The sequence below is a fragment of the Streptomyces sp. NPDC023573 genome (assembly GCF_055559735.1).
The window spans coordinates 1,197,905-1,216,457 of the sequence record NZ_JBVHKB010000001.1 but is presented as its reverse complement, the minus strand read 5'-3'; the positions used below and the strand labels follow the sequence as shown (position 1 = coordinate 1,216,457).

Annotated in this window: 16 protein-coding genes; 9 read left to right on the top strand and 7 right to left on the bottom strand. The window is 73.0% G+C overall.

The features are described 5' to 3' along the window. Positions 1 to 12: 12 nt before the first annotated feature. The 4 genes from ACZ32T_RS05475 to ACZ32T_RS05460 form a co-directional block, all read right to left on the bottom strand. Positions 13 to 585, bottom strand: coding sequence for a hypothetical protein (locus ACZ32T_RS05475; protein ID WP_467365458.1), 573 nt, complete (start codon positions 583 to 585; stop codon positions 13 to 15). Between the two features lie 46 nt (positions 586 to 631). Next, positions 632 to 1,015 carry a DUF5955 family protein gene (locus ACZ32T_RS05470; RefSeq protein ID WP_467365456.1) on the bottom strand — a complete coding sequence of 128 codons (384 nt, stop codon included), beginning with the start codon at positions 1,013 to 1,015 and terminating at the stop codon, positions 632 to 634. A gap of 100 nt (positions 1,016 to 1,115) precedes the next feature. After that, positions 1,116 to 2,687, bottom strand: coding sequence for a hypothetical protein (locus tag ACZ32T_RS05465; protein WP_467365454.1), 1,572 nt, complete (start codon positions 2,685 to 2,687; stop codon positions 1,116 to 1,118). A gap of 42 nt (positions 2,688 to 2,729) precedes the next feature. Next, positions 2,730 to 3,452 (bottom strand): hypothetical protein, encoded by a 723-nt coding sequence (locus ACZ32T_RS05460; RefSeq protein ID WP_467365452.1) that lies wholly within the window; start codon positions 3,450 to 3,452, stop codon positions 2,730 to 2,732. Positions 3,453 to 3,822: 370 nt separating this feature from the next. On the opposite strand from ACZ32T_RS05460, the gene ACZ32T_RS05455 reads away from it, so the two are divergent. From ACZ32T_RS05455 to ACZ32T_RS05440, 4 genes are all read left to right on the top strand, one after another. Then, the gene (locus ACZ32T_RS05455; protein WP_467365450.1) at positions 3,823 to 6,255 is read left to right on the top strand and encodes a SpoIIE family protein phosphatase; all 2,433 of its coding nucleotides are present in this window, start codon (positions 3,823 to 3,825) and stop codon (positions 6,253 to 6,255) included. A gap of 200 nt (positions 6,256 to 6,455) precedes the next feature. After that, the gene (locus ACZ32T_RS05450) at positions 6,456 to 6,929 is read left to right on the top strand and encodes a hypothetical protein (protein WP_467263055.1); all 474 of its coding nucleotides are present in this window, start codon (positions 6,456 to 6,458) and stop codon (positions 6,927 to 6,929) included. A 6-nt stretch (positions 6,930 to 6,935) separates the two neighbouring features. After that, positions 6,936 to 9,647 carry a vWA domain-containing protein gene (locus tag ACZ32T_RS05445; RefSeq protein WP_467365448.1) on the top strand — a complete coding sequence of 904 codons (2,712 nt, stop codon included), beginning with the start codon at positions 6,936 to 6,938 and terminating at the stop codon, positions 9,645 to 9,647. Then, the gene (locus tag ACZ32T_RS05440; protein ID WP_467365446.1) at positions 9,644 to 11,077 is read left to right on the top strand and encodes an extracellular solute-binding protein; all 1,434 of its coding nucleotides are present in this window, start codon (positions 9,644 to 9,646) and stop codon (positions 11,075 to 11,077) included. Before ACZ32T_RS05445 ends, ACZ32T_RS05440 begins: the two co-directional genes overlap by 4 nt. Before the next feature lie 46 nt (positions 11,078 to 11,123). Here ACZ32T_RS05440 and ACZ32T_RS05435 read toward each other — a convergent pair whose 3' ends face one another. Beyond that, a complete protein-coding gene (locus ACZ32T_RS05435) occupies positions 11,124 to 12,131 on the bottom strand; it encodes an SEC-C domain-containing protein (RefSeq protein WP_467263048.1) in 1,008 nt (335 codons plus the stop codon). A gap of 225 nt (positions 12,132 to 12,356) precedes the next feature. Here ACZ32T_RS05435 and ACZ32T_RS05430 point away from each other — a divergent pair, with 225 nt between their 5' ends. From ACZ32T_RS05430 to ACZ32T_RS05420, 3 genes are all read left to right on the top strand, one after another. Then, on the top strand, positions 12,357 to 12,689 hold the full coding sequence (locus ACZ32T_RS05430; RefSeq protein ID WP_356708434.1) for a DUF6412 domain-containing protein: 333 nt from the start codon (positions 12,357 to 12,359) through the stop codon (positions 12,687 to 12,689). An 85-nt stretch (positions 12,690 to 12,774) separates the two neighbouring features. Continuing rightward, positions 12,775 to 13,545 (top strand): YidC/Oxa1 family membrane protein insertase, encoded by a 771-nt coding sequence (locus tag ACZ32T_RS05425; RefSeq protein ID WP_467365444.1) that lies wholly within the window; start codon positions 12,775 to 12,777, stop codon positions 13,543 to 13,545. Positions 13,546 to 13,670: 125 nt separating this feature from the next. After that, the gene (locus ACZ32T_RS05420; protein WP_467263045.1) at positions 13,671 to 14,531 is read left to right on the top strand and encodes a fumarylacetoacetate hydrolase family protein; all 861 of its coding nucleotides are present in this window, start codon (positions 13,671 to 13,673) and stop codon (positions 14,529 to 14,531) included. 59 nt (positions 14,532 to 14,590) lie between these two features. Here the strand turns inward: ACZ32T_RS05420 and ACZ32T_RS05415 are convergent, their stop codons facing one another. Continuing rightward, positions 14,591 to 15,070 (bottom strand): heme-degrading domain-containing protein, encoded by a 480-nt coding sequence (locus tag ACZ32T_RS05415; RefSeq protein ID WP_467263042.1) that lies wholly within the window; start codon positions 15,068 to 15,070, stop codon positions 14,591 to 14,593. Next, positions 15,067 to 16,173 carry a Gfo/Idh/MocA family oxidoreductase gene (locus ACZ32T_RS05410; protein ID WP_467263039.1) on the bottom strand — a complete coding sequence of 369 codons (1,107 nt, stop codon included), beginning with the start codon at positions 16,171 to 16,173 and terminating at the stop codon, positions 15,067 to 15,069. The genes ACZ32T_RS05415 and ACZ32T_RS05410 overlap by 4 nt, the downstream gene beginning before the upstream one ends. Positions 16,174 to 16,229: 56 nt before the next feature. Here ACZ32T_RS05410 and ACZ32T_RS05405 point away from each other — a divergent pair, with 56 nt between their 5' ends. Both ACZ32T_RS05405 and ACZ32T_RS05400 read left to right on the top strand, forming a co-directional pair. Next, positions 16,230 to 17,366, top strand: coding sequence for an ROK family transcriptional regulator (locus ACZ32T_RS05405; RefSeq protein ID WP_467365442.1), 1,137 nt, complete (start codon positions 16,230 to 16,232; stop codon positions 17,364 to 17,366). Between the two features lie 136 nt (positions 17,367 to 17,502). Next, positions 17,503 to 18,372, top strand: a complete 870-nt coding sequence (locus tag ACZ32T_RS05400) for a hypothetical protein (RefSeq protein WP_467365440.1) — start codon at positions 17,503 to 17,505, stop codon at positions 18,370 to 18,372. Positions 18,373 to 18,553: the final 181 nt, after the last annotated feature.

Genomic DNA, 18,553 nt, shown 5'->3' with positions numbered 1-18,553 from the left:
CGTTACGGGAGGTCAGGCGCGCACCGCGGTGATCAGTACACCGTCGACGGTCCGGATCTTGAGCGTGGTGCCGTCCCACGCCACGGGGAGGGGGAACGGTGTGGTGTCCACCGGCTCTCCGTCGCTGAGGCCGGACTCCGCGTCGTGACCCCACTGCAGGGTGAGCGAGGCGTCGTCGCCGACCGTGCCCGGCATGCCGGTGGCAGCCCAGACGTTGTCCGTGCTCATGTTGTCGATGGTGAGCTGGAGTTCGTCGCCGGTGAGTGTGAAGGAGCCGACCAGGTCACCCCCGTCGAGGTCCCAGGCGCGGCCCGTGATCTCGATCCGCCGATACTCGTCGTTGACCTCTCCCTGTGGGCTGTAGGTGAGGTTCCACGCGCCCTGTACGAAGGCCTGGACGGCGGCCCCGGCGACGGTCGGCCTGCTGGAACCGCCGGCCCGTCCCCGGGCGCCCGAGGCGCCGTCGTCCTCCCCCTTCTTCCCGCCGCAGGCGGCAAGGGCGACGGACAGCAGACCGAGGCTGCCGTACCTGATCAGGTCCCGCCTGCGGACGGCCTTCCGCAGTTGCCCGAACTCGTTCGGCATCAGTGCCCGCCCTCTCCCGGTACGGCCCCGTCGTGAGGTCCGATGATCACGAGAGGAGCCCGGTGACGGCCTGCTTCAGGGCTTCCGCGGCGGCCGCCAGGCCGGCGACGGATCCGAGTGCGCTGCCCAGCCGGTCCAGTGCGCCGGCGAGGCGGCCCCGGTCCGGCTCGTCGGCGGCGAGTTCGTCCGCCACCTCCTCCAGCTCGCCGCGTGCCCGTGCGCGGTCGGCGTCGGGGAGTTCCCCGCCGTGTACGGCGAGCAGTTCGCGCAGCGCGGCGAGCGCCTCCTGAGGGGTCGTCCCGTCCGGCGCGGTGGCCGGACCGCCGGTGGTGACGGACACCCTGGCTCCCGAACCGGCCACTGTCGTGCCCGAGTTGTCGATCTTTCCGCTTCCGGCCTGGTAGATGCCGATGTTCTGTTCGCCGCTCATGTCTCTCTTCTCTTCTCGCGTGGTCGACGTGTGGGACGCGGATGTCCTGGTGGTCCGGTGATCGGGTGGTCCGGTGATCGGGAGGCCTGGTGGCCCGCCGTCACCCGCTGCCGGAGACCGAGACGGACGCGTCGGAACCGACGGCGGTGGTGCCGCGGTTGACGATCGTGCCGCTGCCGGTCTGCAGGATGCCGACGTTCAGCACCTCCGACTGCCGGGCCCGGAATTCGGTGGTGTCCACGTGCTTCAGATCGAGGAAGTCGAGGATGACCTCCAGCGTCCGGCGTTCCACGACCTTGAAGTACTTGGTGCTGTCCATCCGCTGGAAGTAGTGGTGATAGCCCGAGCTCGCCCCCAGCTGGCGCACGCTGTGCCGCGCACCCCAGTCGGTGTACGGCAGGTCACCGGCGTCGGCGTCGGGATCCGGTAGTGGCACGGGGCCGGTGCTCCGGCGCGCGGCCGCCCGGCGGGAGCGCAGGGCCCGGGGTGCGGCGGCGACCGCGCCCATGCCGCCGAGCAGCGCCTCGAGGGCCAGGGCCCGCAGCACCCGGCTGTTCACTCCGCGCGGCAGCCGGTCCGGAGCGTGGTAGGCCGCCTTCACCGGCAGGAGCTCGTAGGCGTGCAACTGGGTGTGCAGGACCCTGCCCTTGAGATCGAAGTTGAGGAAGACGGTGAGGACGAGCTCCTCCGACCAGGAACCGACCCGGACGACGAGGAACTCGCGTGCCGCGTCGTAGTGCTCGGACGACTCCCGCGTGGACGGGCCGCCCGGCCGGGGGCCGCCGTCCTCCCCGGGTGCGGGCGGGTGCGGGCCGTCGGCGCGTGCGTAGAGACGGCGAGTGACCTCCAGGCCGTCCAGCCGCTGGTCCGGGTGCGGGACCTCCGTCAGCAGGTGTGTGGTGAGCCGCTCCTGTACGTAGGCCGTCAGCTCCGGACCGGTGAAGGGGGCGGGGCCGGAGTCCGGGCGGGGCGGCCCGGTGGGGTGGAGAGGGCCTTGCGGCGCTCCGTCCAGCAGCACGGCGAAGGACCAGGTACGCAGCGCGTGCCCCGCGCCGACGAACGGCATGTACCCGCCGTAGTGGACGATGCCGGAGCTTCCGTCCTGCTCCTGCCGGATCTCGTCGTAGACCTCGGCGTCGCTCGCGGTGCTCAGCGGCGGCTCGCCGTCGAAACCGTATCCGGCGTCCGACCGCGTGGCAGGCCTGAGATGGACCGTGGTGATCTGCCGGGTGACGATCTCGCCGACGAGGCGTGCCGCCCAGGCCGCCCACAGACCCACGACGGTGCACACCCAGAAGGCCGTCACACCGAGCGGTCCCGCCACGACGGCGAGCACCCCGACGAGGAGCCACTGGAGAGCCGCCGCGGTGGACACGGCCGTCCGGACGCGCCGCAGCCGACGGGCGGCGAGCGCGTGGCCCAGCACGGTCGCCGCGTCGTAGCCGTAGGCGGGAGCGGCGAGGCGGTGGCGGTTGTCGAACAGCTCCTCGATCACCCGGTCGGCGAACTCCCGGTCCACATGGGCGCCGACGGACAGCAGCCTGGTCACCTCGGACTGCGCGGAGGAGGCCCCGTCCTGGCACCCCGGCGCCGGTGACGGGGCCGGGGGCGCGGGGTCGGTGCGGCCAGGGCCGGGCGGTGGTGCGGAAGACGTGGTGCGGTCAGTGCTCATGTCGGTCCCCCGGGAGTTCTCGCCGGTTCACGGCGGTAGGGCTCAGAACTGGTCGGCACGCCACGAACGCAGCGCGTACGTCTCCGCGACCGGGTTCCAGGCGTCCACGAAGTCCTGCTTCGCTGTCGCGGCGGCCTCGTTCGCCTCGCCCGTGGCCAGGAGGTAGTCGGCCTGGTCGGTGACGGAGGAAGCGGAACACGAGCCGTCGTCGAGAGCCGTGGCCCAGTCGGCGAAGTGGTTGTCCACGGTGGCCGAGAGCCGAAGCGCCTCCTGGAGAAGGACCTTCAGGTCGAGTCCCCGAGTGACCTGGTCGAGTGTCAGGGCGTTCACGTCGGAAGCGAGTGCGCTCCGCGCCTCGGCCGCGCCGCGGAGGGTGGAGGCATCCTGTTCGAGGCCTTGCGTCGCGCCGCACGCAGAGGCGTCGTCGACAGCCGTTCGCACACTCGTCCGGTAGCCGGCCGACTTCTCCACGATCCCGTCCAGCGCGCCGGCCTGGGCTGCCTCCTCGGCGGACGCGGTCGGCGCCGAGGAGGTGGCCGGTGTCCCGGTCGGAGGGGGCTCCTGCGCACCGCCGCCGCCCGCCGGGTCCGAGGCGGAGGACTCGGGCGCGCCCGCGCTGTAGGGGGATTCGCCGCCGTCGTCGGACGGCAGATACGACCAAGGGTGGGTGGCCGGCACCAGAAGGAGGACGAGCGGCACAGCCAGAACCCTGACCAGGGTCTTTCGTACCGGTGGGGCGAGCGTACGGAGGATCTCGTCGTACACGTACCGCACGGGACGGGGACCTCGGCCCGGCGCGGGCGGAGGCGGCGCGGTGCCGGGCCCCGGGGACGTACGAGTGACCCGGCCGTCGGCACCGGGCGGATCGGCCGAGCCTGTCATCCGGTCTCCTGTCCGCTCTGTCGTTGTTCGGGAGCCAGAGTGTGGCGTAGGGGTGACCTGGATGTCAGTAGATTGCGCAGATAGGGGCATATTCCGTCCTGAGGGGCAATGATGTGGTACAAGGCCCGGTTGTCCTGCTGTCCGCCCGCTCAGGTAGCGGTCGGCAGAAGCGGGCCCGATGCTGGTTCGGTACGTGTCCACGTGTGAGGAGGCCCTGTCCCGGGCCCGTGCGGGGGGCGAAGGAGCTGGATCCATGGCTGATGCGCCCCTGATGGTCGTGGACGGCGCCGGAGTGGTCACCGGGTGGAGCCGGGCGGCCGAGCGGCGCTTCGGTGCCACGACCGCCGACGCGCTGGGCATGTACGTCATGGACGTACTGGCAGGCGACGCGGGCGGGACGGGCGACGCGGGCGACACCCGAGGTGCGCGCGACCCCCTGGGCGCGGGCGGGGGCGGCCAGGCGCGTACGGGGCTGCGGCTGGAGCCGCTCGCGGGCGGGGGCTGGGCCGTCCGGACCGCCGACACGAGCCCCGGTCCCGGGGCCGTCGGGCAGGCGCTGCTGGACGTGCTGTTCACCCAGGCACACGTACGCGTCCATGTGCTGGACCCCGACCTCCGCCTTTTGCGGATCAGTGACCACTCCCCGGACCCCGACACCGACGAGACCGAGCGGCTGCGCGGCCTGCCGTTCCGCGATGTGTGCGCCTTCGAGGAACCGGAGCGGGTCGAGGCGTTCGTACGGGAGGTCCTGCGCACCGGCGTGCCCGGCGTCGCGCACCACTTCCGTGCCCGCCCCGGTGACGTGCCCGGCGGGCGGCGGACCCTCTCCGTGACGGCGTTCCGGCTACAGGAGGGGCACGGGGCGCGGCCGGGCGGCCACGGCGCCGTCCTGGGGGTCTCCGTCTCCGTGGCCGACGTCACCGAACAGGCGAGGCGTCAGGCCCGGGACGCGGCGCTCGACGCGGTCCGCGACAGTGTGGGCCGCACGCTGGACGTCGAGGCCACCTGCCAGGACCTCGTCGACGCGCTGGTCCCCGGTTACGCCGACATCGGCGTCGTCGAGGTCGTCGACGCGGTCCTGCGCGGCGAGACCCCGCAGCCCGGGCCGCTCGGCCGCGACGTGCCGCTGCGGCGGGCCGCGTTCGGAGGCGGCGACGAGCCCGCCTACCCGATCGGCGACGTGCGGGCCGTGGCCCTGGGGACGCCGTTCCAGCGCGCCCTGTCCGACCTGCGGGCCCGCGTCGTCCCGGTCGAGGACGCGCCCTGGGCCGACGCCGACCCCGCGCGGGCGCGCTCCATCCGGGAGCAGCACGCCCATACACTCCTGCTGGCGCCGCTGACCCTGCGCGGGGCCGTCCTCGGGATGGTGAGCCTCTACCGCTGCGGCGACTCCGAGGCCTTCACCGAGGAGGACATCCCCGTGACGGCCGCCATGGCGTCCCGCGTCGCCCTCGGTATCGACAACGCCCGCCGCTACGTGCACGAGTACACCATCGCCAGCGCCCTGCAGCGTCAGCTGCTGCCCCAGCACCCGTCCCCCCAGCCCGCCGTCGAGACGGACCACCTGCTGCTGCCCGGCGGGGGCGCGGGCAGCTGGTTCGACACGATCGCGCTGCCCGGGGCCCGCACCGCGCTCGTCATCGGGGAAGTGGCCGAGCGGGGCATCCACGCGGCCACCGCCATGGGGCAGCTGCGCACGGTCGTCCACGCCCTCGCCGCACTCGACCTGGAACCCGACGAGCTGCTGGCGCGCCTCTACGACACCGCGGACCGGCTGGCACGGGAACGCGCCGACCTGCCGCAGAGTGACCCGCTGCACCGTGAGCCACTGACCGCGTCGTGCACGTACGTGGTGTACGACCCGTTCACCGAGACGTGCACCGTGGCCTCCGCCGGGCACTGCGCTCCCCTCGTCATCGGCGCGAAGGGCGCCCTCACGGAGGCCACCGTCCCCAAGGGGCCGCCACTCGGCTCGCAGAACCGTGAGCCCGTGGCCGCGGCCACGTTCCCGGTGCCGGAGGGCAGCCTGATCGCGCTCCACAGCAACGCGCTGCAGGACCACGCCCACCCCCGTACGGGCCTGCTGGTCCAGGCGCTCTCACCGCCGGACCGGCCGCTGCGGGAACTGTGCGACGCGGTCTCCTACGCCCTGCCCGACGCCGCCGCCCTCCACGGCTCGGCCGTGCTCCTGGCCCGCACGCACGCGATGCCCGAGGACCGGTACGCCGCCTGGGAGCTCCCGTACGACAAGACGGCCCCGGCCACCGCACGCCGCCTCGCGTCGAAGGCGCTGGCCGGCTGGCACGTCGACGGCGACACCGGTGACGCGACCGAGCTGATCGTCAGCGAACTGGTGACCAACGCCGTGCGCTACGGCCGCCCGCCGGTGGAGCTGCGCCTCATCCTGGACCGGGGGCTGACCTGCGAGATCCGGGACGGCAGCACCACCGCCCCGTACATGAAGTACGCCGGAGCGGTCGACGAGGGCGGGCGGGGCCTCTTCATCATTTCCCAGCTGGCCTCGCTGTGGGGCACCCGTTACGCGGCCGAGGGCAAGACCGTCTGGTCGGAGCAGGCGATCCCCGAGGCGGACACCGAGGGCGGGACCCCCGACCACGGATCCTCCGCCGAAGCGCTCCCTGACGACGAGGTTTCTGACGACGAGGTCCCTGACGACGAGGGGTGACCAGGCCTCTGCCGGCCCCTACTTCTCCTCGGCGGCTGCCGGAGGGCGAACAGGTCGCCGGTGCGCGCGCCACGATCTCGCGCGCAAGCTCCAGACGGAGCGGAACAAAGGGGTGCCTCCTGTCAACTCGCGTGAAATACTTCGGTGTTCAGTGACCGGTCCCTTGCGGGGCGAGAGCGGCGGGGTCGATGGGGGCAGGCATGGCGGACGGGGCGGACACGGGCGTGCGGGAACAGGGGCAGGAGAGCGTCGAGTTACGGATCAGCCTCAGCGGGACGCACACCCGGCGCGACGATCTCGAAGCCCTGAGCACCTGGTTGCAGAACGCGCCGGTCCTCGAGGACGCGCTGGAGCGGGACGAGGTCACCCTGGCCCGCAAGGCCTCGCTCAAGCAGACCGAGGCGATGGGCGGGGAGCTGATCCAGGACATCATCCTGGTCGTCTCCGTCGAGGTGGCGCGCTCGGTGGCCGAGAACGCCTGGCGGTCCGTGGAGACCTGGCTGCGCAACCGGCGCCGGTTCGCCGACCCCGAGGAGAGGCCGCGCGTCACGCTGGACGGGCCGCCCGAGGGCGCCGGGTCCGACCTGAGACGCGACACCGACGAGGATGCCGCTCGTGACGGTGACGGCGGCCCGGACCGAACGCACGGTGGCGACGAGCCCGGAGAGGACTAGCGGGCCGTGCCGCCGTACGACGCGCGCGGCGAGGAGAACGGAGCCAAGCGTCACAGGGCCGTGCTCATCGGGGTGGAGCACTACAGGGGTGCCCGGAACGACCTGCCGTCCGTCACCACGAACCTCCGCCTCATGCGCGAGGCCCTGACCGACGAACGCACCGGCGTGCTCGCCCCGGAGGATCTCGTCGTGGTCCCACCGGACGGTGGCGGCCCGGACACCACCGTCGATCCGAACAGCGTGCGCACCGCGCTCGCCGCTGCCCGCAAGGAGGTCACCGGGCTGCTGGTGGTCTACTTCGCCGGGCACGGCATCGTGCGCCCCGACGGCAGCGACCTCAACCTGATGTTCACCGACTCGGAGGTGACCAGGGACCGGCACCACCCCTTCGTCACCACCCTGTCCTGGGACAACGAGGTCATGGGCGTCCTGCGGAACTCCCACGCCGACTGGGTCGTCGTCATCCTCGACTGCTGCTTCGCCGGTAACGCCCTCCGTGCCTTCCAGCCGGCCGTGGGGCAGAACTTCGCCCTGCTCACCGCCGCCGAGCCCGGCGTGGAGGTTCCGCCCGGCGATCCCCGCACCGGTACGGAGTTCACGGCGGCCCTCCACCGGCTGCTGACCACCGGCAAGGGTGAGCCGGTCACCTTCACGCGGATCGTCGCGGGGATCCGTGAGGCGATGGAGCCCTTCAAGGCCGTCGACGGACACCCCTGGATCCCGGACGAGCTCCGCCACGGCGACGACGTCGTGCTCGCCTTCGCGACGGACGCGGAACCCCCGGTGACCTCGGACCCCGACCCGTTGGATCCGAAGCCCCCGCACGAGGAGAAGAAGCCGCGGCGCCCGAAGCAGCCGCCGCGCCCCCCGCGCCGCCGGCTTCCCGGTGTGCTCAGCCGTGTGACGCGTACGGCAGCGGTGGTCCTGGCGGGCGTCGTCGCCTTCGCCGGGGCCGGTGCGTGGTACTTCCTGGGCGGGATCTCCGGCGGCCCGTGCCCGTCGCCCCTGGAACTGCGCGTGCTCGCCGACCCCGATCTGAAGGCCAGCGTGCAGAAGGCCGCCGACGTCTACTCCAAGCGGGACGGCGACGGCTGCCGGACCGTCGGCATCAACGTGTACGACGCCAAGGCCACCGACGCCGTGGCCGCCCTCCGGTCCTCCTCGCTCTGGCAGGAACCCCCCGCCACCTGCCCGTCCTCCGGCGACTGCCCGCGGCCGCAGCGGGATGTGGGCGCCCAGCCGGACATCTGGATCCCGGCCGCCGACAGCGCGTGGCAGCGGGCGACGGCCGACGGGGCGGGCGGCGGCACGTCCTCCACCGCGACGGCCACCGGGAACGACGGCGACGAGCCCTCGGCCGACGCCGGGAAGAGCGTGGTGGGCCTCGACCGGCTGGGCTCCATCGCCTACACACCGATGGTCCTCGGCGTGCCGGACACCATGCGTCTGGCGCAGTCCCTGCAGACCGACGATCCGCTCGGCGCGATCGTCTCCGGGCTCAAGGAGGACCAGACGGTCGAGATCCTGCGTCCCGACCCCGAGGACACCGAGGGGGCCCTGCTGGCTACCGACGCGCTCTACGCCGCCTCCGAGGGCGTGGGCACGCTCGAACAGAGGATGTCCCAGGTGCTGCGGCCCATGCCCTCCACCGCGCGGGAACTGATGTGCGTACTGGCTGACGGTGCCCACAACGACCTGGAGGACCGGGCGGCCGTCCTCGTGCCGGAGCAGACCCTGGCGCAGTTCAACCTGTCGGCGGGCGAACAGGGCCGGCCCTCCTGCGCGACCGAGGCACTGGCGCACCGGGTGGCCCACTACCCCTCCGACGTGCCGATGCTGGACCTCCCCTTCATCCGGGTCACCTGGGCCGGGGCCGACCGGGACGCCGCCGCCCGCGAGGACGCCGTGAAGGACTTCTACACCTGGCTGGCCACGGACGAGGACGCCCAGAAGTGCTTCACCGACGACGGTTTCCGGGGCGTGGCGAAGGGCGCCCCGGCCCCGCCGCCACACGACTCGGTGCTGGCCAACGAGGACAACACGTCGGCCGTACGCGAACAGATCCCCCAGACCGGCCCGGTAGCCGACGTCTCCGCGTCGCTGACCGACACCCTCGACAGCTACCGGGGGGCGCTCGGGCCGGGGCGGGTGCTGTATCTCCTCGACAACTCGACCTCGATGGCCGACAAACGGGTCTGGGACGGCACCGGCGGGGCCAAGGAGCTGGTGGTCCGTTCGATGAGCTCTCTGGGCGCCGGGGACTCGTACGGGGTGTGGCTGGCGGCTGTCGCCGAGGGGAAACGGGCCACGGACCGCGTGCCCTTCGGGTCGCCCCCCAGGGCTGACGCGCAGAAGACCGTCGCGGACGCGGGAACCGCCGCCTTCGACGCCCGCATCGCGGCGGGCGTGCGCGAGGCGCTCGGCACCCTGCGGGAGTTCCCCGAGGAGGAGCGGCCCCGGCTGCTCGTCCTGGTCACCGACGGCGAGGACTTCGAGGCCGTGGAGGAGAAGGAACAGCAGCGGCTGGTCACGGAGGCGGGGAAGACCCCGCTGGTCAGGATCGTGACGGTCTCGCTCCAGGCCGGCGCCTGCGGACCCGGCCGGTTCGGCGAGCGGCTCGCGGACGCGAGCGGTGGCCGCTGCCTCGACCCCGCCGACGACATCGCGGCGGAACTGGCGGCGGAGGTCGCCAAGACCGGTACGGGGGACGCGGAATGACCCACGGCGACCGGCGCACCAGCCACCGGAGGGGCAGAGCGGCCGTCGCCCTCGCCTGCCTGCTCGCGCTTGTCTCCGCCGCCTGCACGGGCGAGCCCGGAGGGACGCCGCAGGACGGCCGGGGGAAGCCGGCCCAGGGTCCGATCGTCGTCGCCAGCGGGCTGGACGTCACCGGGTCCGGCAGCGTACGGCAGCAGCTCATAGAGGAGTGGAACCGCCGCCACGCCGGGTCGAAGGCCGAGCAGGCCAAGCTCGTCGAGCTGCCCGGCGGCGCCGACCAGCAGCGCAGCCAGCTCCTCGGCGCCCTCCAGTCCGGCAGCGCCCGCTACGACGTGGTGAACCTCGACATCACCTGGATTCCGGAGTTCGCCGAAGCCGGACTCATCCGCCCGATGCCCGCCGGGGAATCCGGGGCCGCCGCCGACCAGGACTTCATCCCGGAGGTCCACGCCACCACCGTCTGGAAGGGCCGTTCGTACGCCCGGCCGTTCAACACCGACGTGGGGCTGCTCTACTACCGGCCCGACCTCCTGACGGAGGCCGACATCAAGACGGACAAGCAGCCCAATGCCAACTGGTCGTGGGACCAGCTCTACTCCTCCGTCAAGACCCTCGGGCTGAACCCGGTCCGCCGTGACGAACGCGCCGGCTGGACCACGCAGTTGAAGCAGTACGAGGGTCTGACTGTCAACACCGTCGAGGCGTTCGCCGACGCGGACGTCGAACTCACCGACAGCGAAGGGACGTACAGCTCGGACGCCGGCAGGCTGAAGAAGGGGCTCGACATGCTCCTCGACCGCGTCGACCGCGGCCGTGTCCAGCCCGCCGCGCTCACCTCCGACGAGACGGCGTCCCTCACCGACTTCGCCGAGGGACGCGCGGTCTTCCTGCGCCACTGGCCCTACGCCTACGGGGCCCTGGGGAGCCTGATGCCCCCGAAGGACTACGCCGTGAACCGGCTGCCGGGGAAGGCCGTGCTCGGCGGGCAGAACCTCGCCGTCACCGCCGACTCGCCCCGCGCCGAGAGCGCCCGCGAGCTCATCACCTTCCTCACCTCGCGGGAGAGCGAACGCTGCCTGCTCGACGCCGGCTTCGCGGCGACCCGGGCCTCCGTCTACGGCAACACCGCGGAGCCCTGCTGGGCCCGGGTCGCCGCCGCGCTCCGGCCCGCGGGGGACGCGCCGAAGGCGGCTGCCACAGGGGAGAGGGCCCGGAAGGGACAGGGGCCGCAGCAGCGAGCCATGTACATCCGGATCCTCGGCGAGGCGCTGGCCGACGCGGTGCAGCGGCCGCGCACCCCTTACTACGGCGCGTTCACCCAGGTCCTCCAGTCCCATGTGCACGCGCTGCTGGCCTCTGAGCGGCCCGACACCGACGAGGCCGCCGAGAAGCTCGACAAGGAGCTGCGGGACGTGTTCGCGGGGAAGTGAGCGGGGCTCCCGGCTCCCGGCTCCCGAAGGAGAAGGGCTTTCTTCCTCAGCCCGCCCCGTGGCACTCGCGGTACGAACGCTCCGAACCGCACCAGCACGCCGCGCTCCGCGCAGGGGGCCACGGGACGGCGCGGCCACGGGCCGCGAGCGTCGTGGCGTACTGGGGGAGCAGGTCGGGGTCGGACGGGGACGCGGCCTCCGACGCGGCGAACGCCTCGTAGGAGGGGACCGTGCCCGTCACGATGCCGAGATTCGGCGTGCCCGCGGCATGCAGATCCCGCAGCGCCGCCTCCAGGCGTGCCAGGTGGTCCTGGTGCGAGAGGTACTCCTGGGCCAGCTCCGGGTAGGCCGTCAGGAGCTCCCGCAGCTCGCCCTCGGGCCAGTGCAGCACCGCGACGGGGAACGGGCGGGACAGTGCGCTGCGGTAGGTGCCCAGCTCGGCGCGGAGCCGGTTGATCTCCGCCTGCAGCTCGCCCGGGTCCGAGGAGCCCAGGGACCACAGCCGCTTCGGGTCGTGCAGCTCGTCGAGGGGGACGGCGGCCGTGTGCAGTGCGTCGGCCAGCTCGTCCCACGCGTCGTGGGCGACGCCCATCAGCCTGCGCACCCGGTGCCGCCCGGTCACCAGCGACTGGGTGGCGTAGGGGACTTCCTCGCCCGGCGCGAGGAGCAGCGTCAGGGCGGTCGAGAAGAAGTCGTGGGCCGCCTCCAGCTCGTCGTGCGCTTCGAGGGTCTCCGCGGCGATCTCCCACGGTGCCGCGTCGAGCGGACCGGCGGCGCGGATGCCGTCGATGATCGCGCGTGCCTCCGCCTCGTGGCCGTACTCCCACAGGTTGGCCGCTTTGAGCGCTTTGACCAGATGCGGGTGATCGATGGTGGTCTCGGTGGAGCCGAGCAGGTCGTCGTAGAGGGTGCTCGCGCGGGCACGGTCTCCGGCGAGCTCCAGATGGGCCGCGGCCTGGAGGAACAGCGGTTCGTGGTCCTCGGGATACTGCGCCGCGGTGCGCAGCAGGCGCTCGGCTTCGGCGATGTGGTCGGCAGGCGTGTCGGGGCGCATGGACCACACGGTACTGCGGGTCGGGTGCGAGGCGAGAGGGTGCGGGCCGGAGTGCTGGATGAAGGCCCGAGGACGCCGGGGAGAACACCCGGGGGCCCGCTCCCGCAGGGGAGGAGACCCGCCGCCGAGGCGGCGGGCGGCAGCACCGCTCCCTCGGCCGCCGGCCGCCGATCGTGTATAACGGCTGAAGGATACGTACGAGCGCGAAGCGACAGGGGAGGGCCGATGAACGACGACATGAACCGTGTGCGCCGTGCGGTCGCCCGCCTCCTGCGCCCCGCCGCCTTCCTCGTCCTCTTCCTCACCGAGGTCCTCCTCGCCGAGGGCGGCAGCCTCTCCGCCGCCGTCGCGCTCGCCGCCACCGCGGCCGCCGGCTCGGCGCTCCTCGTCTGCTCCGTCATCAGCGCGCGCTGCGCCGCTCCCGTACCCCGTACGAGAGTGCGCACCGCCATGCGCGACCGGGAGAAGCGCACCGCGTTCCTCCCGCAGCGTGACCCCGACGCCCGGGGACGCACCAGGCCCCGAGCGCCCGGGGCCGCCCTCCTGACGGCCGCGTAGAGGGCACACTCCCACCACCCCTGCGCGGGTCGTCCTGCCGAGTCATTCACTCCCCGGCACGACGAGACCCCCGGAGGGCTCACCCATGTCCGCGTTCATGTCCGCATTCGCGAGCCTGGTCGGCGCATTCGCCGATCTGCTCCAGCCCCTCTTCCAAGGCGCCTCCACCGCCGCCGCGATCGTCCTCTTCACCGCGCTCGTACGGCTCGCCGTCCACCCCCTCTCCCGGGCGGCGGCGCGCGGGCAGAAGGCCCGCACCAAGCTCCAGCCGCAGATCGCCGAACTCCGCAAGAAGCACGCCAAGAACCCCGACCGGATGCAGAAGGCGCTCATGGAGCTCCACGCCAAGGAGAAGGTCTCACCGCTCTCCGGCTGCCTCCCGAGCCTGCTCCAGATGCCCGCCTTCTTCCTGCTCTACCACCTCTTCTCCAGCCAGAAAATCGGCGGCGACCCCAACTCGCTGCTCGGTCACGAACTCTTCGGAGCCCCGCTCGGTGAGCGCTGGCACGACGCGCTGGCCGACGGCGGCCCCTTCGGCCAGCAGGGGATGGTCTACCTCGCGCTCTTCGTGATCGTCGCCGCCGTCGCCACCTTCAACTACGGACGCACCAAGCGGCAGATGGCCGCCAACCCGATGACACCGGCCACCGGCCCGGACGGACAGCCCGTGCCCGGCATGGGCGCGATGACGAAGGTCATGCCGCTGATGTCCTTCCTGACCCTCGTCTCCGTCGCCTACGTGCCGCTCGCCGCCGCTCTGTACATCGTCACGAGCACCACCTGGACCGCGATCGAGCGCGCCTACCTCTACCGGGAGACTCCGGCCACCGAGGCCGCGGTCGCGCCCGCCGTGTAGGCGCGTCGGGTCCAGTGTGTGAACAGGGTCTTGCGGAGTGATCCGATGTCTTGGAGGATCGACCGAGCCTTTCGCTGGCCGCAACCCACCGACGGGCTCGATCGCGACCAAGGAGAGATGGACCGTTGAAGCTTCTTCGAGTGGGTACGGCGGGCTCCGAACGCCCTGCGCTGCTTGACCGGAACGGGACTTTGCGTGACCTTTCGGGCCTCGTCACCGACATCGACGGCGAGCTCCTCGCCGACGCCTCCGCACTGACACGCGTACGGGAAGCGGCGCAGACGCCCGACGTCCTGCCCCCGCTCGACGCGGAAGGCCTGCGGATCGGGCCGCCTCTCGGGCGGATCGGGAAGATCGTGTGCATCGGGCTGAACTACCACGACCACGCCGCCGAGACCGGGGCGGCGATCCCGGAGGAGCCGATCCTGTTCTTCAAGGCCCCCGACACCGTCGTGGGCCCCGAGGACACGGTGCTGGTGCCGCGCGGGAGCCGCAAGACCGACTGGGAGGTCGAGCTCGCCGTCGTGATCGGCCGCACCGCCCGCTACCTCGGCTCCGCCGAGGAGGCGCTGGGACACGTCGCCGGATACGCGACCTCGCACGACGTCTCCGAGCGCGAGTTCCAGATCGAGCGCGGCGGTACCTGGGACAAGGGCAAGAACTGCGAGACCTTCAACCCGCTGGGCCCCTGGCTCGTCACGGCGGACGAGGTGCCCGACCCGCAGGCACTGCCGCTCAGGCTGTGGGTCAACGGGGAGCTGAAGCAGGACGGGACCACGGCCGAGCAGATCTTCCCGGTCGGCGAGGTCGTGCGCTATCTCAGCCACTTCATGACGCTCTACCCGGGCGACGTCATCAACACCGGGACCCCGGCGGGCGTCGCCATGGGCCGGCCCGAGCCCAAGCCGTACCTCCGTGCGGGAGACGTGGTGGAGCTGGAGGTCGAGGGACTGGGCCGCCAGCGCCAGGAGCTCAAGGACGCGTAGACGTGTGACGGAGGGGGCGGGCCGCCGGGCGATCCCCGGGGGCCCGCCCCGCCCCGCCGTCAGGCCCGCGGACGCGTCGTGAACTGCTCCAGTGCCTCCACGACCAGCGCGTGGTCCTCGGCCTGCGGCAGTCCCGACACCGTGACCGAGCCGATCACGCCGGCCCCCTCCACCGCGATCGGGAACGAGCCGCCGTGCGCGGCGTACGCGTCCGGGTCCAGCCGCGAGGACTCCTCGAACGTGGTGCCCTTCGCCCGGAACCGCGTACCGACCAGGTAGGAGCTCTCCCCGTACCGCTCCACCACCTTCCGCTTACGGTCGATCCAGGCGTCGTTGTCCGCGCTCGAACCCGGCAGCGCGGCGTGGAACAGCTGCTGGCCGCCCCGCCGGATGTCGATCGCGACCGGGGCGTGCCGCTCACGGGCCAGCGCGACCAGCAGGCCGCCCAGCGCGTACGCGTCGTCGTAGCCGAAGCGCGGCAGCGTCAGACGCCGCTCCTGCGCGATCAGCTCGGAGATGGTCGGAGCGGTAGGGCTCATGCGTGCTGCTCCTCTTCATGGTGGGGCAGAAGCGTCACGGACACGCCCTCACGGGCCGAGCGCCGTGCCGCCTCCAGGACGTCCAGTGCGGCGGCGGCCTGCAGAGCCGTCACCGGGTTCTCACCCTCGCCGCGCAGGGCCGAGGTCACGGCGGCGTAGTACGCGGGATAGTCGCCCGGCAGCGTGCGGACCGGGTCGCCGCCGCCGGTCAGCGGGGACTCGCCGGAACCGATCCGGCCCCACAGCTCCGCCGGCTCCTCGCCCCACGGCACCCCGGCCGCCGGACGCGCGCCCTCACGCAGCGCGGCCTCCTGCGGGTCCAGGCCGTACTTCACATAGCCCGCCTTCGAGCCGAGCACCCGGAAACGGGGGCCGAGCTGGGCCGTGGTGGCGCTCATGTAGAGGTGCGAGCGCACCCCGTCGCGGTGCGTGATCGCGATGAAGGTGTCGTCGTCGGCCGCCGCGCCCGGGCGTCGCACGTCGGACTCCGCGTACACCTGCACCGCCGGCCCGAACAGGGTGAGCGCCTGGTCGACGACATGGCTGCCCAGGTCGTAGAGCAGCCCGCCGATCTCGTCCGGGTCGCCCGACTCGCGCCAGCCGCCCTTCAGCTGCGGACGCCACCGCTCGAAACGGGACTCGAAGCGCTGCACCTCACCGAGCTCGCCCTCCTCGATCAGACCGGTCAGGGTGAGGAAGTCGTTGTCCCAGCGCCGGTTCTGGAAGACCGAGAGCATCAGCCCCCGCTCCCCGGCCAGCGCGGCCAGCTCACGGGCCTCGGCGGCCGTGCCGGCGAGCGGCTTGTCCACGACCACCGGCAGCCCCGCCTCCAGCGCCGCCCGCGCGAGCGGGACGTGCGTCTTGTTCGGCGAGGCGATCACGATCAGGTCCAGCTCGTCCGCGCGCGGCCACAGCTCGTCGGGCGAGACCGCGAACCTCACATCGGGGAACTCGGCGCGGGCCTGCGCCTGCCGCTCCTCGTTCGACGTGACGACCGTGTCGAGGACGAGGCCCTCGGTCGCGGCGACCAGCGGGGCGTGGAAGACGGAACCCGCCAGGCCGTAGCCGACGAGCCCGACGCGGAGAGGAGCGTTGGCAGTCATGCGATCCACTTAAGCAACGCTGTTGCCAAAGTGCAAGCGATGGAGACAATGGGGCGGTGAACAGGAGCAACAGCAGGAGCGGCGGAGCGAATCTGCCGGCGCTGCGCCACCACAACGCGTCGCTCGTCCTCGACCTGCTGCGCGTCGCCGGTGAGCAGGGCATCAGCCGGCTGGAGCTCGCCGAGCGCACCGGGCTCACCCCGCAGGCCGTCAGCAAGATCACCGCCAGGCTCCGTGCGGAGGGCCTCGCCGCCGAAGCCGGCCGGCTCGCCTCCACGGGCGGCAAACCCCGCACCGTCCTGCGCCTGGTCCCGGACGCCGGATACGCCGTCGGCCTCCACCTGGACCGCGACGAACTCACCGCCGTCCTGGCCGACCTCGCCGGCACCACGGTCGCCACCCGCACCTTCCCGCTCGACCTCGGAGCCCCGGCCGCCGAGGTCCTCACCACGGCCGCCCACGCGGTGCAGACGGTACGGGCAGCGGCCCCCGGGGCCGAGGAGGACCAGATCTTCGGCGTGGGCGCCGCCCTGCCGGGCCCCCTGGACCACAGGGGCGGAGTGCTGCACCGGGTCACCGGCTTCCCCCGGTGGGACGGCTACCCGCTGCGCGACGCCCTCGCGGAGCACACCGGGCTGCCCGTCGTCCTCGACAAGGACACCAACGCCGCCGCCCTCGGCCTCGCCCTGCGTGCACGCGCCGACGCCGACTTCGCCTACCTCCACCTGGGCACCGGCCTCGGCGCCGGACTCGTCCTCGGCGGGGCCCTGCACCGCGGGGCCCGTACCGGCGCCGGAGAGTTCGGCCACCAGACCCTCCAGCTGGACGGCCCCCCGTGCGGCTGCGGCGGACGCGGCTGCATCGAGGCGCTCTGCCTGGCCGCCGCCGCCCGGGGTGACATCGCGGAGGCCGCCAGGGTCCTCGGCGCGGGCGCGGCCAACCTCGTCGGGCTGCTCGACATCGACCGGATCGTCCTCGGCGGCCGTACCGTCGCCGCCGACGAGGACGCCTATCTGAGCGGGGTCCGCGCCGTCGTCGAGGAGCGTGCCCGGCGTGAAGGCGTCACCACCGCCGTCCCCGTCACCGTGGCCGGCGGCGGGGACCGCCCCGTCGCCGAGGGAGCGGCCCAGCTGGTCCTCGCCCCGCTCTTCGGCCGGGCGGGTGAGGCCGAAGAGCGGTCCTGGCAGGGCTGATCGGGCGGTTTCCGACGCCCGTAAGGGCGGTGTCGCCCGGTCGGCGGTGGCCGCCCACGCGCGCGCGTGGCAGCGTCGTCCACGGCAGCCGGCCTCCCCGCGCCGGTCGTTCGCGAGCAGCGAAGGGTGTTCTCCCATGCCCCCCAGACCCCCAGCACGGCCGCGCGACGGCCGTGTCTTCTCCACCCTCGGGACGTTCGGTCTTGCGGCCGGATTCGCCGTACCCGCCGTCCTCCTCGGCGGAACCCAGGCGGAGGCGGCACCGCCGGCCCCCACCTCGGTCGTCGCCGGCGACCGGCAGCCCGTCTGCGGTGAGCCGGACGCCGAGCGCTTCCCGATCGAGACCCGCATCCACGGCGGCCCGGACACCTACGCCTCCGGCGGCGGTTACGGCATCTGGCACCTCGACCTCACCAACACCACGGCCGAGCCCTGCCGGGCCATCCACCCGGTGCTGGTGCTCACCGACGAGGACCGCACGCTCACCCCGGCCCGCATCCAGCTGGAGTTCGCCGAGGAGTCCGACCCGGACACGCGGCACCGCGTCTCCTGGGAGACCACGGAACGGCACGAGCAGATCGGGGTCTTCGGCGGCGGCGAGGACGACGACTTCGCCGGCTTCACCGTGCCGGCGGGGGGCACCGTCACCGTCCAGGTCCGGATGGCCTTCACCTCGGACACCGAACCCGGACGGGTCACGGCCAACGCGGCCGTCGTGCAGCGGCTGGCGGCGGGGGAGCGGCGCGGTGACGACGGGGACTGGGTGGGGGAGTCGGAGGACTACACCTTCGACATCGTCGAGGGGGACCTCGACGGCGGGACCGACCTGGAGCCCACCGGCCCCGGGACGGACACCGGTGAGGAGCGCGATACGGAGACCTCCGAACTGGCCCCCACCGGGCAGGAGGACCAGGCCGCCGCAGCCGGAATCGCCGCCGGAGTGCTGCTCGCCGGCGGTGTGGCCGCCCTGGCCGGCGCGCGCAGGATCCGCCGCCTACGGGACTGACCTGGGGCTCCCCGCGTGCGAGTGCGCCGAGGACCGGATGCCGGCCGAGGTCGGCTGCTCGCGTGCGGCCGGTTCCGCCCGGCGCAGCGTGCGGCCTAGGATCGGGGCGTCGGCGCTGCACAACGCGGTGCCGCCGGCGTCCAGCACCTCGGGTGCACAGCGCGTACGGCAGGAGCCCGTC

Bases quoted from the DNA above. Each gene is read 5' to 3' on its own strand.
- ACZ32T_RS05450 (WP_467263055.1), top strand. From the start codon at position 6,456: ATGGCGGACGGGGCGGACACGGGCGTGCGGGAACAGGGGCAGGAGAGC.
- ACZ32T_RS05475 (WP_467365458.1), bottom strand. From the start codon at position 585: ATGCCGAACGAGTTCGGGCAACTGCGGAAGGCCGTCCGCAGGCGGGAC.
- ACZ32T_RS05440 (WP_467365446.1), top strand. From the start codon at position 9,644: ATGACCCACGGCGACCGGCGCACCAGCCACCGGAGGGGCAGAGCGGCC.
- ACZ32T_RS05410 (WP_467263039.1), bottom strand. From the start codon at position 16,173: ATGACTGCCAACGCTCCTCTCCGCGTCGGGCTCGTCGGCTACGGCCTG.
- ACZ32T_RS05455 (WP_467365450.1), top strand. From the start codon at position 3,823: ATGGCTGATGCGCCCCTGATGGTCGTGGACGGCGCCGGAGTGGTCACC.
- ACZ32T_RS05425 (WP_467365444.1), top strand. From the start codon at position 12,775: ATGTCCGCGTTCATGTCCGCATTCGCGAGCCTGGTCGGCGCATTCGCC.
- ACZ32T_RS05430 (WP_356708434.1), top strand. From the start codon at position 12,357: ATGAACGACGACATGAACCGTGTGCGCCGTGCGGTCGCCCGCCTCCTG.
- ACZ32T_RS05435 (WP_467263048.1), bottom strand. From the start codon at position 12,131: ATGCGCCCCGACACGCCTGCCGACCACATCGCCGAAGCCGAGCGCCTG.
- ACZ32T_RS05465 (WP_467365454.1), bottom strand. From the start codon at position 2,687: ATGAGCACTGACCGCACCACGTCTTCCGCACCACCGCCCGGCCCTGGC.
- ACZ32T_RS05415 (WP_467263042.1), bottom strand. From the start codon at position 15,070: ATGAGCCCTACCGCTCCGACCATCTCCGAGCTGATCGCGCAGGAGCGG.
- ACZ32T_RS05400 (WP_467365440.1), top strand. From the start codon at position 17,503: ATGCCCCCCAGACCCCCAGCACGGCCGCGCGACGGCCGTGTCTTCTCC.
- ACZ32T_RS05470 (WP_467365456.1), bottom strand. From the start codon at position 1,015: ATGAGCGGCGAACAGAACATCGGCATCTACCAGGCCGGAAGCGGAAAG.